The organism is Actinoplanes sp. NPDC049681, from assembly GCF_044465265.1.
GTDB lineage: Bacteria > Actinomycetota > Actinomycetes > Mycobacteriales > Micromonosporaceae > Actinoplanes.
The window spans coordinates 933908-947767 of the sequence record NZ_JBITLP010000001.1; the positions used below are offsets into that span (position 1 = coordinate 933908).

General features: G+C 70.2%; 11 protein-coding genes and 1 tRNA gene. 10 read left to right on the top strand and 2 right to left on the bottom strand.

From position 1 onward, the window contains the following. Positions 1-351 precede the first annotated feature (351 nt). The 10 genes from ACIBO8_RS04305 (at position 352) to ACIBO8_RS04350 (ending at position 11643) form a co-directional block, all read left to right on the top strand. A tRNA-Gln gene (locus ACIBO8_RS04305) sits at positions 352-422 on the top strand. A 67-nt stretch (positions 423-489) separates the two neighbouring features. Further along, positions 490-1923 (top strand): bifunctional UDP-N-acetylglucosamine diphosphorylase/glucosamine-1-phosphate N-acetyltransferase GlmU, encoded by a 1434-nt coding sequence (glmU, locus tag ACIBO8_RS04310; RefSeq protein WP_396113617.1) that lies wholly within the window; start codon positions 490-492, stop codon positions 1921-1923. Positions 1924-2115: 192 nt separating this feature from the next. Beyond that, complete coding sequence (locus tag ACIBO8_RS04315) at positions 2116-3096, top strand: ribose-phosphate diphosphokinase (protein ID WP_396113618.1); 981 nt, start codon at positions 2116-2118, stop codon at positions 3094-3096. Between the two features lie 988 nt (positions 3097-4084). Beyond that, complete coding sequence (locus tag ACIBO8_RS04320) at positions 4085-4717, top strand: 50S ribosomal protein L25/general stress protein Ctc (RefSeq protein WP_396113619.1); 633 nt, start codon at positions 4085-4087, stop codon at positions 4715-4717. 68 nt (positions 4718-4785) lie between these two features. Beyond that, entirely contained in the window at positions 4786-5373 is a 588-nt protein-coding gene (gene pth, locus ACIBO8_RS04325; RefSeq protein WP_396113620.1) for an aminoacyl-tRNA hydrolase, read from the top strand. 139 nt (positions 5374-5512) lie between these two features. Next, positions 5513-7309, top strand: a complete 1797-nt coding sequence (locus ACIBO8_RS04330; protein ID WP_396113621.1) for a sugar transferase — start codon at positions 5513-5515, stop codon at positions 7307-7309. Positions 7310-7326: 17 nt separating this feature from the next. After that, positions 7327-8217, top strand: a complete 891-nt coding sequence (locus ACIBO8_RS04335; RefSeq protein ID WP_396113622.1) for a 3'(2'),5'-bisphosphate nucleotidase CysQ — start codon at positions 7327-7329, stop codon at positions 8215-8217. Between the two features lie 38 nt (positions 8218-8255). Beyond that, positions 8256-9167, top strand: a complete 912-nt coding sequence (gene cysD, locus ACIBO8_RS04340; RefSeq protein ID WP_396113623.1) for a sulfate adenylyltransferase subunit CysD — start codon at positions 8256-8258, stop codon at positions 9165-9167. Then, positions 9167-10465: a sulfate adenylyltransferase subunit CysN gene (cysN, locus tag ACIBO8_RS04345; RefSeq protein WP_396113624.1), complete on the top strand. Its 1299-nt coding sequence runs from the start codon at positions 9167-9169 to the stop codon at positions 10463-10465. The genes cysD and cysN overlap by 1 nt, the downstream gene beginning before the upstream one ends. Before the next feature lie 110 nt (positions 10466-10575). After that, positions 10576-11643 carry a LacI family DNA-binding transcriptional regulator gene (locus ACIBO8_RS04350; protein WP_396113625.1) on the top strand — a complete coding sequence of 356 codons (1068 nt, stop codon included), beginning with the start codon at positions 10576-10578 and terminating at the stop codon, positions 11641-11643. 81 nt (positions 11644-11724) lie between these two features. On the opposite strand, the gene ACIBO8_RS04355 is transcribed toward ACIBO8_RS04350, so the two are convergent. Further along, a complete protein-coding gene (locus tag ACIBO8_RS04355) occupies positions 11725-12738 on the bottom strand; it encodes a hypothetical protein (protein WP_396113626.1) in 1014 nt (337 codons plus the stop codon). An 11-nt stretch (positions 12739-12749) separates the two neighbouring features. Beyond that, the gene (locus ACIBO8_RS04360; RefSeq protein ID WP_396113627.1) at positions 12750-13043 is read right to left on the bottom strand and encodes a hypothetical protein; all 294 of its coding nucleotides are present in this window, start codon (positions 13041-13043) and stop codon (positions 12750-12752) included. Positions 13044-13860 lie beyond the last annotated feature (817 nt).

Consider the following 13860-nt stretch of genomic DNA (forward strand, 5'->3'; position numbering starts at 1 on the left):
CCGCGAGGTGCGCCTGCCACGTCCTGTTCATCAACAGTGATTCCTCGTTGATCCTGCTCTTCATCCGCTTCGCGGAACTGATGGGTGAGGACCGGACGACGCTCACGTATCGAGTCAGCATGCCGTTCGAGATTTTCCGCCGGCCGACCCTCAAGACGCACAATCCGTCCACGGTTCGACACAACGTCGGGGATCCTTATCGGGGCTGCCTGATTGTCGAAGTGCCCCGGTCCCGAGCCGTACTGGCGGATCGAAGGCATGATGCGAGGGATCACGTCCGCGACCGGAGGCGGGGGAGACGCTACTATGTGACGCGCGTACACGACCTCGGTCGCTTTGTCCGCTTTGCCCTCCCGGGTCGTCTAATGGTAGGACCGTGGCTTTTGGTGCCATTTATAGGGGTTCGAATCCTCTCCCGGGAGCTTTCTCTCCGCGGCTGACTTGGCGCCGCCCTCCCCAACCTCCACACTGCGAACAATGGAGTCCCGCGTGAGCCAGGCCCCGAGCCGTACCGTCGTCGTCCTCGCCGCCGGTGAGGGCAAGCGGATGAAGTCCGCCACGCCGAAGATGTTGCATCCGCTGCTGGGGCGGACGCTGCTCGGTCACGTGCTGCACGCCGCCACGGCCGCCGCGGCGTCCCGCACCGTCGTGGTCGTCGGGCACCGGGCCGACCAGGTCCGTGCGCACCTGGCGGAGATCGCCCCGGGCGCCACCCCGGTGCTGCAGGCCGAGCAGAACGGCACGGGTCACGCCGTACGCATCGCCCTCGACGCCATTCCCGAAGCCGCCGGCACCGTCGTGGTGCTCAACGCCGACGTGCCGCTGCTGCGGCCGGAGACCGTCGAGGCGCTCGTCACCGCGCACGAGGCGACCCGCAAGGGCGCGACCGTGCTCGCGGCCGAGGTGGCCGATCCGACCGGGCTCGGCCGGATCGTGCGTGACGCCGACGGCAACCTCGAGCGGATCGTCGAGGAGCGGGACGCCTCCCCGGAGGTCCGGGCGATCCGGGAGATCAACGCGGGCATCTACGTGTTCGACGCCGTGCTGCTGCGTGAGGCGCTCGGGAAGCTGTCCACCGACAACGACCAGGGCGAGGAATACCTGACCGACGTCTTCGGCATCCTCGCGGCGGTCGGGCACCCGGTCGGCGTGCACGTCGCCGCGGATGCGCGGGAGACGCTGGGGTGCAACGACCGTGCCGAGCTGGCGCGGCTGCGGGCGCTGCTGCGTGACCGGGTCAACACGGCGTGGATGCGCTCCGGTGTCTCGATCCTCGATCCCGCGACGACCTGGATCGACGTGACGGTGACGATCGAGCCGGATGCGGTGATCGATCAGAACTGCCAGCTGCAGGGCGCGACGCGGGTGGCGACGGGGGCGGTGATCGGGCCCGACACGACGCTGGCCGACACGGTCGTGGAGGAGTGCGCGACCGTGCTCCGTTCGCACTCGATCGGGGCCGAGATCGGGCCGGACGCGTCCGTGGGGCCGTATTCGTACCTGCGGCCGGGCACGCGGCTGGGCCGCAAGTCCAAGGTCGGCGGCTTCGTCGAGACCAAGAACGCCGAGCTGGGCGCGGGGGCGAAGGTGCCGCACCTTTCGTACGTGGGCGACGCGACGATCGGTCCGAAGGCGAACATCGGCGCGGGCACGATCTTCGCCAACTACGACGGCGTCAACAAGAACCACACCACCGTGGGTGAGGCGGCGTTCGTCGGCAGCGACACGGTGCTGATCGCCCCGGTGGAGATCGGGCCGGGTGCGTACGTGGCGGCGGGCAGCGCGATCGGCAAGGAGGTGCCGGCGGGGAACCTCGGGGTGACGCGGGCCCAGCAGCGCAACATCGAGGGGTGGACGGCGCGGAAGCGTCCGGGCACGGTTTCCGCCGAGGCCGCGGAGAAGGCGGCGGGATCCGGCGAGTAGCGCGGCGTCCCGGGCCGGCCGGCGGAGCCTCTTCGGTCCCGCCGCCGGCCGCCGGGAAAGAGGACAGCAAGCCGGCCTCGGCGCAAGCTGGGGTGAGGCATCCCACGACGCGGATCCGGCACGTGGCGTACGGACGGCCGCGGGTCATACTTCAGGTGACCAACCCCTCGAGTCTCGGGAGCGGACGAGCCCATGGGCAGCATCGTCGCGGAGAACCGTAAGAGTTTGATGCTTTTCTCCGGGCAAGGCTTCCCGGAGCTGGCCGAGGAGATCGGCCAGGTGCTGGGCGTCGCGCCGACGCCGTCGGACTCGTACGAGTTCGCCAACGGTGAGATCTTCGTCCGGTTCAAGGAGTCGGTGCGCGGCTCCGACGCCTTCGTGGTGCAGTCGGTGACCGAGGGCGTGAACCGCTGGGTCATGGAGACGCTGATCATGATCGACGCCCTCAAGCGGGGGTCGGCCAAGCGGATCACGGTCGTGCTGCCCTTCTATCCGTACTCCCGGCAGGACAAGAAGCACCGCGGCCGGGAGCCGATCTCGGCCCGCCTGGTCGCCGACCTGCTGAAGACCGCGGGCGCGAACCGGATCCTGACCGTGGACCTGCACACCGCGCAGATCCAGGGCTTCTTCGACGGCCCGGTGGACCACCTGTTCGCGATGGACATCCTCGCCGAGCACGTGCAGAAGAAGTTCGCGGGCCGGCCGATGACCGTGGTCGCGCCGGACTCCGGCCGGGTGCGGGTGGCGGAGCGCTGGACCGACCGGCTGGGCGGCTGCCCGCTGGCGTTCATCCACAAGACCCGTGACCCGCTGAAGCCCAACCAGGTGGTGGCCAACCGGGTGGTCGGCGAGGTCGAGGGCCGGGTCTGCCTGATCGTCGACGACATGATCGACACCGGCGGCACCATTGCGAAGGCCGCCGACATCCTCTTCGACTCCGGTGCGGCCGACGTGATCGTGGCGTCGACGCACGCGCTGCTGTCGGATCCGGCGACGGAGCGGTTGAAGAACAGCCGGATCTCCGAGCTGGTGGTGACCAATACGCTGCCGCTCCCGCCGGAGAAGCGGCTGGACAAGATCACGGTGCTGTCGATCGCGCCGTTGCTGGCTCGGGCTATCCGTGAGGTCTTCGACGACGGGTCTGTGACGACGTTGTTCGGTGGTTTGAGCTGACGCTTCGCTCCCTTTCGGGGCGCTGACGCTGGGGCTTCGGGGGGTGGGATGACCCACTCCGGGCGGTCAGGCTTGATCCCTGGGTGGGCCATCCCATCCCCCGAAGCCGTTGTGGTCGGGCTTCGGGGATAGCGGCTGCCGCGCATTGAGGGGCGGCCCACCCTGGTGAGGACGGCGCCGCCTGCCGTAACGGCGGCCTTCGCTCAGTCCGCGGTCCGGCTTCGTCGGCGTCTTCCCGGCCGGGCGAGTTTCCTCGGGGTCGTCCCGGCCGGGCTGCCTCGACGTCTGCCCGGCCGCGGGAATTTCCTCGGGGTCGTCCCGGCCGGGCTGCCTCGACGTCTGCCCGGCCGCGGGAATCCTCGGGGTCGTCCCGGGCGGGCCGATTGCCTCGACGTCGGGCCCGCGAGTTCCTTGGGGTCGTCTCGGCCGGGCCACGCTGGCGGTGCCGACGGCCCGGACGACGCCGTGCGGTTGCCTCGACGTCGGGCCCGCGAGTTCCTCGGGGTCGTCTCGGCCGGGCCAAACTGCCTCGTCCCGGGCGGGCGATCTGCTGTTGCCGGTCGAGCTGGCGGACGAAGCTTGCCGGCGGTGCTGTCTGACGAGATTCGGGCGATTCGGGCGGTGCCGGGACCCCCGCCGGGGACGGGGATGGGCCACCGGGCCGTGTCCTGACGGCGGCTTGGGCGGGGGCTGCAAGTTGCATCGGTCGGGTGAACTTTTGGCAAGAAGAGTCAGGTGACGGGACCCGCCGGTCAGCACGTGTGCGCGGCAGGTAAGCTGGTGCGGTTGCCACGGCGAGGGTGCCACGCGGTCTGCTGCAGGTTTGCGGAGTTCGCTTGAGGCACCGTGATCGACGCGGTGCTCCGGGCCTGTGCCCCGTGCGCCCCTTACCGAGCACTGAGCACCAACCGAGCTCGGCCCCCGCCGAACACCGCCCGAAGCCCGCCGACTTTGACGCAGCCCGATCCAGAATTTCAGGAGTTTCCCCGTGTCCGAGGTAAAGATCAGCGCCGAGCCCCGTACCGAGTTCGGCAAGGGTGGTGCCCGCCGCACGCGCCGGGCCGGCCTGGTGCCTGCCGTGCTGTACGGCCACGGCGAAGCCCCCGTCCACATCGCGCTGCCCGCGCGTGAGTTCGCCGCCGCCATCCGGCACGGCGGTCTCAACCAGGTCTTCGCGATCGACGTCGCCGGCGGCACCGGGGCCACCCTGGCCCTGCCGAAGGCGATCCAGCGCGACCCGATCAAGGACACGTACGAGCACGTGGACCTGATCATCGTGAAGCGTGGCGAGAAGGTCCAGGTCGACGTCCCGGTGACGCTGGTGGGCGAGGCCGCCAAGAACACGCTCGTGGTGTCCGAGAGCATGACCCTCTCGGTGACCGCCGAGGCCCTGCACGTGCCGGCCGCCCTGGAGGTCTCGATCGAGGGTCTGGAGGCCGGTTCGCAGGTCACCGCCGGTGACGTGACGCTGCCGGCCGGCACCGAGCTGGCCGTGGAGCCGGAGCACGTGATCGCCATCGTCTCGCAGGCGCAGACCGCCGAGCAGATGGAGGGCGACACCGGTGAGGGCGCCGCCGCCGAGGCCGCCGATGGCGACGCTTCCGAGGAAGCCGCCAGCTGACCTAGCAAGCGCCGAACAGGGAAAGTGCCGCTCGGCACTTTCCCTGTTTTTCGTGGAGGAGATCCTGCATGACCGAGGACGCACCCTGGCTGGTGGTCGGCCTGGGCAACCCCGGCCGGGAGTACGCGGGCAACCGGCACAACGTCGGTTTCATGGTGGCGGACCTGCTGGCCTCCCGGGTCGGCGGGAAGTTCGGGCGGCACAAGCGCGCGGTCGCCGAGGTCGCCGAGGGGCGGCTCGGGTTCGGTGGTCCGAAGCTGGTGCTGGCCAAGCCGCTGACGTACATGAATCTGTCCGGTGCTCCCGTGGTCGCGCTGGCGCAGTTCTACAAGGTGCCGGTGGAGCACGTCATCACCGTTCACGACGAGCTGGACGTGCCGTACGGGCAGATCCGCGTGAAGCGCGGCGGCGGTGAGGGTGGTCACAACGGCCTGCGCTCGATGTCGAAGTCGCTGAGCAGCAAGGAGTACGCCCGGGTCCGTTTCGGCATCGGGCGGCCGCCCGGACGGCAGGATCCGGCGGACTATGTGCTCTCCGACTTCTCCTCGGTGGAGCGCAAGGAGCTGGAGTTCCTGGTCGACCGGGCGGCGGACGTGACCGAGGCCGTGGTGCTCGAGGGCGTCGAATGGGCCCAGAACAAATACCACGGAAGTTGAATCGGCGTGGCCGGATGAGATAGATCGTTTGGACCGTTTTGTCCGTCTATCGGTCCCGTGACGCCGCCTGCCTTTAACGCGTTGGGCACATAGCGCACCGAAATGGTGCGGATGAATCGACGGCGCGGGGGAGGTTCGGGTGACACAGGACCTGTCCGGAAGCCAGAAGGCGACACTGGACGAACCGACGGTGGTCCTGCCGACGATTCAGCGGCGGAACGGATCGGATGCCGCCCGTACGGACGTACCGGAGAACTTCGGGCCGGCCAATCACCCGCCGGGTAATCACGGACCTCGCCCTCATCGGCCCCTGCCGCACCGGGAGCGGGGCCGCAACAGCAAGATTCCGGCGCCCGCCCGGCCTGCCGGTGACGAGGACAACGGTCCGCCGCAGGCGGGTGCCGGTGGCCGGCTGGCCGAGGAGCGGGCGAAGAACCAGGCGGCCGACCGCCACTGGTCGGCGCGGCCGAATCGGTCGGCTGCGGCCCGTCCGGCCGCCCGGCCCTTCGTTCGGGTACGCGGCAAGCACGCGGCAATGTCGCGACGCCAGCGCTGGGAACGCCGGTACGTGCGCGCGCTCGTCCTCTGCGACCTGATCGCCGGTGTGGCCGCGGGCGCGGTGACGTTCGCCCTGCGCTTCGGCGACGACGTGACCCTGTACAACCGGTGGTACCTGCTGCTGTCGGCGCTGCTGCCGGTGGCCCTGCTGGCCGTGCTGGTGGTGAGCCGGGCGTACGAGCGGCGGTTCCTGTTCGTCGGCACGGACGAGTACCTGCGGGTGTTCCGCGGCGGCGTCGGCCTGATCGCGACCTCGGCCGTCGTGTCGTACGCCCTGGAGCTGGACCTGGCCCGGTCGTACGTCCTGGCCGCCCTGCCGACGGCGATCGTCTCGGCCGTGGTGCTGCGCTTCGCCCTGCGCAAGCGGCTGCACGTGAAACGGGCGCGGGGGGAGAGCCTGCGCCGCGTCCTGGTGGTGGGGCACGAGCTTTCCGTCATCGGCATCACCCGGCAGTTGCGCCGCGAGCGCTACCACGGCCTCGAGGTCGTCGGCGCGTGCTTACCGCCCGATCATGACGGCGTAGTGGATTTGCCGGTGTATGGCACCTTCGACGACGTGACGACGGCTGTCGATGCCGCGGATGCGGACACCGTGGTGGTGCTGAGCTGTCCGGAGCTGGACGGTGTCGCGCTGCGCCGGCTCGCCTGGCGGCTGGAGCGCGACGACGTGGACCTGATCGTGGCGAGCGCGCTGATCGACGTGGCCGGGGCGCGTACGACGATCCGCCCGTTCGACGGCCTGCCGATGCTGCACGTCGAGCACCCGCGGTTGCACGGCGGCGCGCGCGTCGTCAAAGATCTGTTCGACCGGTTCGGCGCCCTTTTTCTCCTGGTCATCTTCGGTCCGCTGCTGTTAACCGTCGCACTTTGCGTCCGGCTCACTTCGCGCGGACCGGTACTCTTTCGTCAGGTACGGGTCGGGCGCGACGGGTCCGAATTCCGGATCTTCAAGTTCCGCAGCATGTACGTCGACGCCGAGGCCCGGCTCGCCGAGCTCCGGCACCTCAACGAGCACGACGGTGTGCTCTTCAAAATCCGCGACGACCCCCGCGTCACCCCGGTCGGACGGTGGCTGCGCAGGCTCTCGCTGGACGAGCTCCCTCAGCTTCTCAACGTCCTCCTGGGCCAGATGTCGCTCGTCGGGCCACGGCCGCCGCTGCCGTCGGAGGTGGCCGCCTACGCTGACGACGTGCGCCGGCGCCTGGCGGTCAAACCCGGCATGACGGGCCTCTGGCAGGTATCCGGACGTTCGGACCTGCCGTGGGAGGAGGCGGTCAGGCTGGACCTGCGCTATGTGGAGAACTGGTCCCTGAGTTTGGACTTGGTGATCCTTTTGCGGACCATGACCGCGGTGGTGCGGTCGTCGGGAGCGTACTGAGTTTGATGAGGAGAGCGATGAGCGAGCAGACAGGGACGTCGGCGCGCATAGCGGGTCAGCGTGAGCCGGAGTCCGCGGGCACGCCGCCGGTCAACGACTCGGCCTTCGCCCGCTGGCTGGCCGACCGCGCCGGCCAGGTGCTGCTCCAGGTCCGAGCGGACATGGGTCACGCCGACGGCAAGGCGCTCAAGGCCGCGGGGGACAAGGCCGCCCACGATCTTCTGCGTACGGAGCTCGCCCGCTGGCGCCCCGCCGACGCCGTGCTGTCGGAGGAGGACGACCACTCGCGCGTCGCGTGGCAGGACGGCGAGCACAGCATCGTGCGACCCGACCGGCTCGACGCCTCCCGGGTGTGGATCGTCGACCCGCTCGACGGCACCCGCGAGTTCTCCGAGGAGGGGCGCACCGACTGGGCCGTGCACGTCGCGCTCTGGACCGCCGACTGCTCCAGCCCGAGCTGCCTCTCCGCCGGTGCCGTGGCGATGCCCGCGCAGCACCGTACGCTCGCCACCGACCACCCCCCGGCGTATCCGCCGCTGCCCCTGGCCGCCACCACCGGTGGCCCGATCCGCATCGCCGCGAGCCGCACCCGCCCGCCGGCCTTCGTCACCGCCCTCGCCGAGGACATCGGCGCGGAGCTGGTGCCGATGGGTTCGGCCGGCGTGAAGATCGCCGCGGTGATCAGCGGCGAGGCGGACGCCTACGTGCACGCGGGCGGCCAGTACGAGTGGGACAGCGCCGCGCCCGTCGCTGTGGCGTCGGCCACGGGACTGCACGCTTCCCGAATCGACGGAAGTGAGTTGAAATACAACCAGGCCGATCCGAAACTGCCGGACCTGGTCGTCTGCCGCAAGGATCTCGCCCCTCGGTTGCTTGCAGCGCTGCAGCGTCATCTCCCGCTAACCTGACCCTCTGCACACGCACGGAATCGAAAGGCTGGGACCCTGTGAGTCAGGCGAAGCCCTACCGCGTATCGCATCTCGATGCCCTCGAAGCCGAGAGCATCTTCGTCATGCGCGAGGTCATGGCCGAGTTCGAGCGGCCCGTGCTGCTCTTCTCCGGCGGCAAGGACTCGATCGTGATGCTGCGGCTGGCCGAGAAGGCCTTTGCGCCCGCGCGCATCCCGTTCCCGGTCATGCACGTCGACACCGGCCACAACTTCCCCGAGGTGCTCGAGTATCGCGACAACCGCGTCTCCGAGCTCGGTCTGAACCTGGTCGTCGCCAGCGTGCAGGAGGCGATCGACTCCGGCCTCGTGCGTGAGCTTCCCGACGGCACCCGTAACCGGATCCAGACCCCGGTGCTGCTCAACGCGGTGGAGAAGTATCGCTTCGACGCCCTCTTCGGCGGCGCGCGCCGCGACGAGGAGAAGGCGCGCGCCAAGGAGCGGATGTTCAGCTTCCGGGACGAGTTCGGCCAGTGGGACCCGAAGAACCAGCGCCCGGAGCTGTGGTCGCTCTACAACGGCCGGCACCACCCGGGCGAGTCGATCCGGGTCTTCCCGCTCTCCAACTGGACCGAGCTGGACGTGTGGCACTACATCGCCAAGGAGCGCATCGCGCTGCCGAGCATCTACTACGCCCACGATCGTGAGGTCGTCGAGCGCGACGGGATGTTCTACGCGGTCAACGAGTTCATCGTCCCGAGGGACGGCGAGACGGTCGAGACCCGCCGGGTGCGCTACCGCACGGTCGGCGACGCGTCGCAGACCGCCGCCGTGCTCTCCGACGCCGACACCGTCGAGAAGGTCATCGACGAGGTGGCGGCGACCCGGATCACCGAGCGCGGCGCCACCCGGGGCGACGACAAGGTCAGCGAGGCGGCGATGGAAGACCGCAAGCGGGAAGGCTACTTCTGATGAGTCAGGCAGTTCTGGAGACCGAGGCGGCCGCCGCCCGCAACATGGACCTGCTGCGGTTCGCCACCGCGGGCAGCGTCGACGACGGCAAGTCGACCCTGATCGGTCGGCTGCTGTACGACACCAAGTCGCTCTTCTCGGACCAGCTCGAGGCGGTCGAGGCGGTCAGCGCCGCGCGCGGCGACGAGTACACCAACCTGGCGCTGCTCACCGACGGCCTGCGCGCCGAGCGTGAGCAGGGCATCACGATCGACGTGGCGTACCGCTACTTCGCCACGCCGCGGCGCAAGTTCATCATCGCGGACACCCCGGGGCACATCCAGTACACCCGCAACATGGTCACCGGCGCCTCGACGGCCGACCTCGCGCTGATCCTCGTCGACGCCCGCAAGGGCCTGGTCGAGCAGTCCCGCCGGCACGCCTTCCTCACCTCGCTGCTGCGGGTGCCGCACCTGGTCCTGTGCATCAACAAGATGGACCTGGTGGGCTGGGACAAAGAGGTCTACGACCGGATCGCCGACGAGTTCACCTCGTTCGCCGCGAAGCTGGACATCACGGACCTGACGATCATCCCGATCTCCGCGCTGGAGGGCGACAACATCGCCTCCCGCTCGGAGAAGAGCCCCTGGTACGAGGGCCCGTCGCTGCTGCACCACCTCGAGCACGTGCACATCGCGTCGGACCGCAACCTGGTCGACGTCCGCTTTCCGGTGCAGTACGTGATCCGCCCGCAGTCGACCACGGTCACCGACTATCGCGGTTACGCGGGCCAGGTCGCGTCGGGCGTGCTCAAGCCCGGCGACGAGGTGATGGTGCTGCCGTCCGGCATGACGAGCACGATCTCGGCCATCGACACCGCCGACGGCCCGGTCGACGAGGCGTTCCCGCCGATGTCGGTGACGGTGCGGCTGACCGACGAGATCGACATCTCGCGCGGCGACATGATCTGCCGTCCGCACAACGCCCCGGCGGTCGCCCAGGACGTCGAGGCGATGATCTGCTGGATGGACGAGACCGCGCCGCTGCGGGTGGGCGCCAAGTACACGATCAAGCACACCACGCGTACGGCCCGTACGGTCGTGCGCGGCCTGCAGTACCGGCTCGACGTGAACACGCTGCACCGCGACGAGGACGCCTCGGGGCTGGCGCTCAACGAGATCGGCCGGGTCAAGCTGCGCACCACGGTGCCGCTGCTCGCGGACGAGTACCGGCGCAACCGCACCACCGGCGGCTTCATCCTGATCGACGAGACGACCAACCGTACGGTCGGCGCCGGCATGATCATCGAGGCTGCCTGAACGCACACCGGCCCAGCCCGTCCGGCGCGAGCCGGGCGGGCGACCGGCAAGAGCCGCCGCGAGCCTGACGGCGCGGGCGGCCGGGTGAGAGGGACGAGAGGGCGGGGTCCGTGCCACCGGGCTTGAAGGACGTGGCCGCACGCGCGGGCGTGTCCATCAAGACGGTCTCGAACGTGGTGAACGGCTACGTGCACGTCTCCCCCGAGACCCGGGCCCGGGTGCAGCAGGCGATCGACGACCTCGGCTACGTCCCCAACGTCGCCGCACGGCAGTTGCGCAGCGGCCGGTCCGGGGTGATCGCGCTGGCCGTGCCCGAGCTGCAGACGCCGTACTTCGCGGAGCTGGCCGGGCTCATCGTCCAGGCCGCGGAGCGCCGGTCCTGGACCGTGCTCATCGACCAGACCGACGGCCACGAGGACCGCGAGCGCAACCTCGTCGCGGGCCTGCGGCGGCACGCCATCGACGGCCTCATCTTCAGCCCGCTGGCGCTGGCCGGCGAGGAGCTGACCAGCACCGGCGACACCCCGATGGTGCTGCTGGGCGAGCGGGTGTGGCACGGCCCCGCCGACCACGTGGCGATCGACAACACCGCCGCGGCCGCCGACGCCACCACCCATCTCGCCGCACTCGGCCGGCGACGGATCGCCGCGATCGGCGCCCAGAGCCCGGCCTCGGCTGTGACCGCCCACCAGCGCCTGGCGGGCTACCGCGCGGCGCTGGAAGGGGCAGGGCTGCCTGAGGACCCGGCCCTGATCGCGGAGGTGAACAGCTTCCACCGGGCCGACGGGGCGGCGGCCATGGCCCGGCTGCTCGACGGCCCCGCCGGTGCCCCGGACGCGGTGTTCTGCTTCAACGACGTACTGGCCCTCGGGGCGATCCGCACGCTGCTGGACCGCGGCCTGTCGGTCCCCGGCGACATCGCTGTCATCGGCTTCGACGACATCGAGGACGGCCGGTTCAGCACGCCGACGCTGAGCACGATCGCCCCGGACACCGCGGGCATCGCCCGCCTGGCCGTGGACCTGCTGGCGGAACGCCTGGGGGAGACCCGTCCGGACGCCGAACCGGCCGGGCCGCCGCGGGAGCTGAAGGTGGACTACCGGCTCGTCCCGCGCGAGAGCACGCTGGGCCGGTCGACCGGAGAGCGCGATTGTGCTCCGGGCGGTCCGCGGCGGTGACCCCGTCCGGCTGCGTGCCGGGATCTCCGGGCTTCCTCGCAGCCGAGGCGGGTGACGCCACGAGCCGGGGCCGGTGGCCGGTTACCAGTAACCGTCTCGCAGGCCGAGTCGCATCAGGAGAACGAGGACGCCGACGGTGACGGCGGCCGCGCCGGCCAGGAACAGCGAGGCGGAAGTCGCGATGATCGCGATGCCCGCGACGATCAGAAGCAGGGGGTACGCGGCCAGCAACCAGCCGTGGAGCGGTTCGGGTAGGTGCCCCCGGCGTCGCAGGCCCGCGTGCCGGCGAGGTGATCTCTCGTGGAGGGCCGCCGCAGCGGCAGGCGATGGCACTGTCGGAAGCTCTTCGCCGTGGGGTGGCGCGTCTTTCGGTCGGGTGCCGACGCCGGCCGCGGCGACGGCGCTGGTCAGGTCGAACCACACCGGCTCGTGGCCCGTGGCCGGCCGACCTTTCCGCACCGGCCGGGCAGGTGCGCGTAGGCGACTCGCCGCACCGAGCTCGCGGGCTCGTCGGATCTGCTTGAGGTAGCGGACGCGCTCCAGGATCTCGTCGCCTTCCAGGAACCGCTCCCCGACCGGGTCTATGCCGGCGCCGGGCGTGCGCTTGGGCAGTTTGATCGAGATGGCGACCAGGCGCTGGGCGTACAGGGGTGGGAGGGTTGCTGCGGCGTCGACGGGGCCCGGCGGTGCAGGCGAGGGAGCGGGCGGTGCGGTGGCCCTGTCGGCCTTCGCCGCCCGAGCCTGTCGCAGGGCGGCCAGATGACGCTCGCGACCGATGTCGAAGTAGCGGCGGAGGTCCTCCATCTGCCGGGTGTACGGCGCCCGGTAGGCGTTGGTGTACGCCTTGATCCAGTTCTCGACCGATTCCCATCCCTTGGAGCGACCGTCCATCGTGGTGGTGAACGTGTTCTTGGCCATGCCACCCGCGGCGGCGAAGCGGTCCAAGCTGATGCCGGCGTCGCGGACCATGGCCCGCATGTACTCGCCGAGCTCCCGGGCGGGCGCGTCGTCGGGAATGGGCTGAAACTTCTTGGGCGCCAGCTTCTCCCACGCCGGCTTCGGCCGCGACCGCGGCGTTGTACTCCTGCTCGTCATCGTGGGAGCGCTCAGGCAGTCACCGGCCGGGTCACGGCGCGGCGCCCGGGCGCCGGGATCAGGCCGAGGATCTGGTGCGTGGCCCCGATCGCGAAAGCCACGATCGCGCCGGCCGTGGACACGGCCGCGGTGGGCGACATGCCGGAGGCGATGAAGGCCAGGGGCAACGCCGCCGTCACGAAAATGATCACGACGATGAGGGCTGCGCGCGGTCCCGCACCGGATCTGACGCGGGTGCGCACGGGCCCGCATGTCGTACGGCGTGGGCGCGGGTCGCGCTCGGGCAGGCACATCGGACTCGTCATCGGTCTCACCTTCCTGAGAGGAAGCCACGCCCGCCGGAGGAGACCGGCGGGCGCGGCTCGGGCTCTGCGCAGGGGAAGTCACGACGCCGCGGCTGCTACCCCACGATGCCGTCCATGCGCTACAGAACTTCTTAGCGTCTTCGTACGCCCCGTGAGGGCGTGCGCGGGCATCTCGATGTTCACGACCTGTCAATCGATCTTGATGAACATCGCGCAGGCCAGCGTTCCGATCAGCCGTCCTTGTTCATCAAGATCTACTGTGTGCCGAATAACGGCAGGTCAGGGGTTGCGTGATCGGGGTGCGGTCGCCACAGTGGGTGGTGTTCGGCGAAGTCCCGGCATCGGTCTCACGGGCTCGACTCCACCCGGGACGCGGGACCCCTCCTGCTACAGGGGTCCCGCAGGCGCCGCATTTCCCGTCGCTCTGAGTGACGTCGCGGCCCGAGAGCGTCACGGTCATGTCGCGCCCGAAAGCATCATGGCGGTATCGCCGCCCCGAAGCATCACGGCGGCGCGGCTCGGAGCGTGGTGTTCGCTACGCGGAAGCGCCGCAGTGGTGTTGCGGCGCGGGGGCATGGTGTAGCTGCGCGGAAGTGCCGCAGTGGTGTTGCGGCGCGGGGCGTGGTGTTCGCTGCGCGGAAGCGGCCGCAGTGGTGTTGTGGCGCGGGGCGTGGTGTTCGCTGCGCGGAAGCGGCCGCAGTGGTGTTGTGGCGCGGCGCGTGGTGTCGCTGCGCGGAACTGCTGCGCTGGTGTTGCGCTCGGCGCGGTCGTGAAGAGGGCGGTATGGCCGCGCACTACGAAAGCGTGACGCGGCCCC

Excerpts from the sequence above, each read along its gene's own strand:
- pth (WP_396113620.1), top strand. The coding sequence starts at position 4,786 with ATGACCGAGGACGCACCCTGGCTGGTGGTCGGCCTGGGCAACCCCGGC.
- ACIBO8_RS04315 (WP_396113618.1), top strand. The coding sequence starts at position 2,116 with ATGGGCAGCATCGTCGCGGAGAACCGTAAGAGTTTGATGCTTTTCTCC.
- ACIBO8_RS04355 (WP_396113626.1), bottom strand. The coding sequence starts at position 12,738 with ATGACGAGCAGGAGTACAACGCCGCGGTCGCGGCCGAAGCCGGCGTGG.
- cysN (WP_396113624.1), top strand. The coding sequence starts at position 9,167 with ATGAGTCAGGCAGTTCTGGAGACCGAGGCGGCCGCCGCCCGCAACATG.
- ACIBO8_RS04360 (WP_396113627.1), bottom strand. The coding sequence starts at position 13,043 with ATGACGAGTCCGATGTGCCTGCCCGAGCGCGACCCGCGCCCACGCCGT.
- ACIBO8_RS04335 (WP_396113622.1), top strand. The coding sequence starts at position 7,327 with ATGAGCGAGCAGACAGGGACGTCGGCGCGCATAGCGGGTCAGCGTGAG.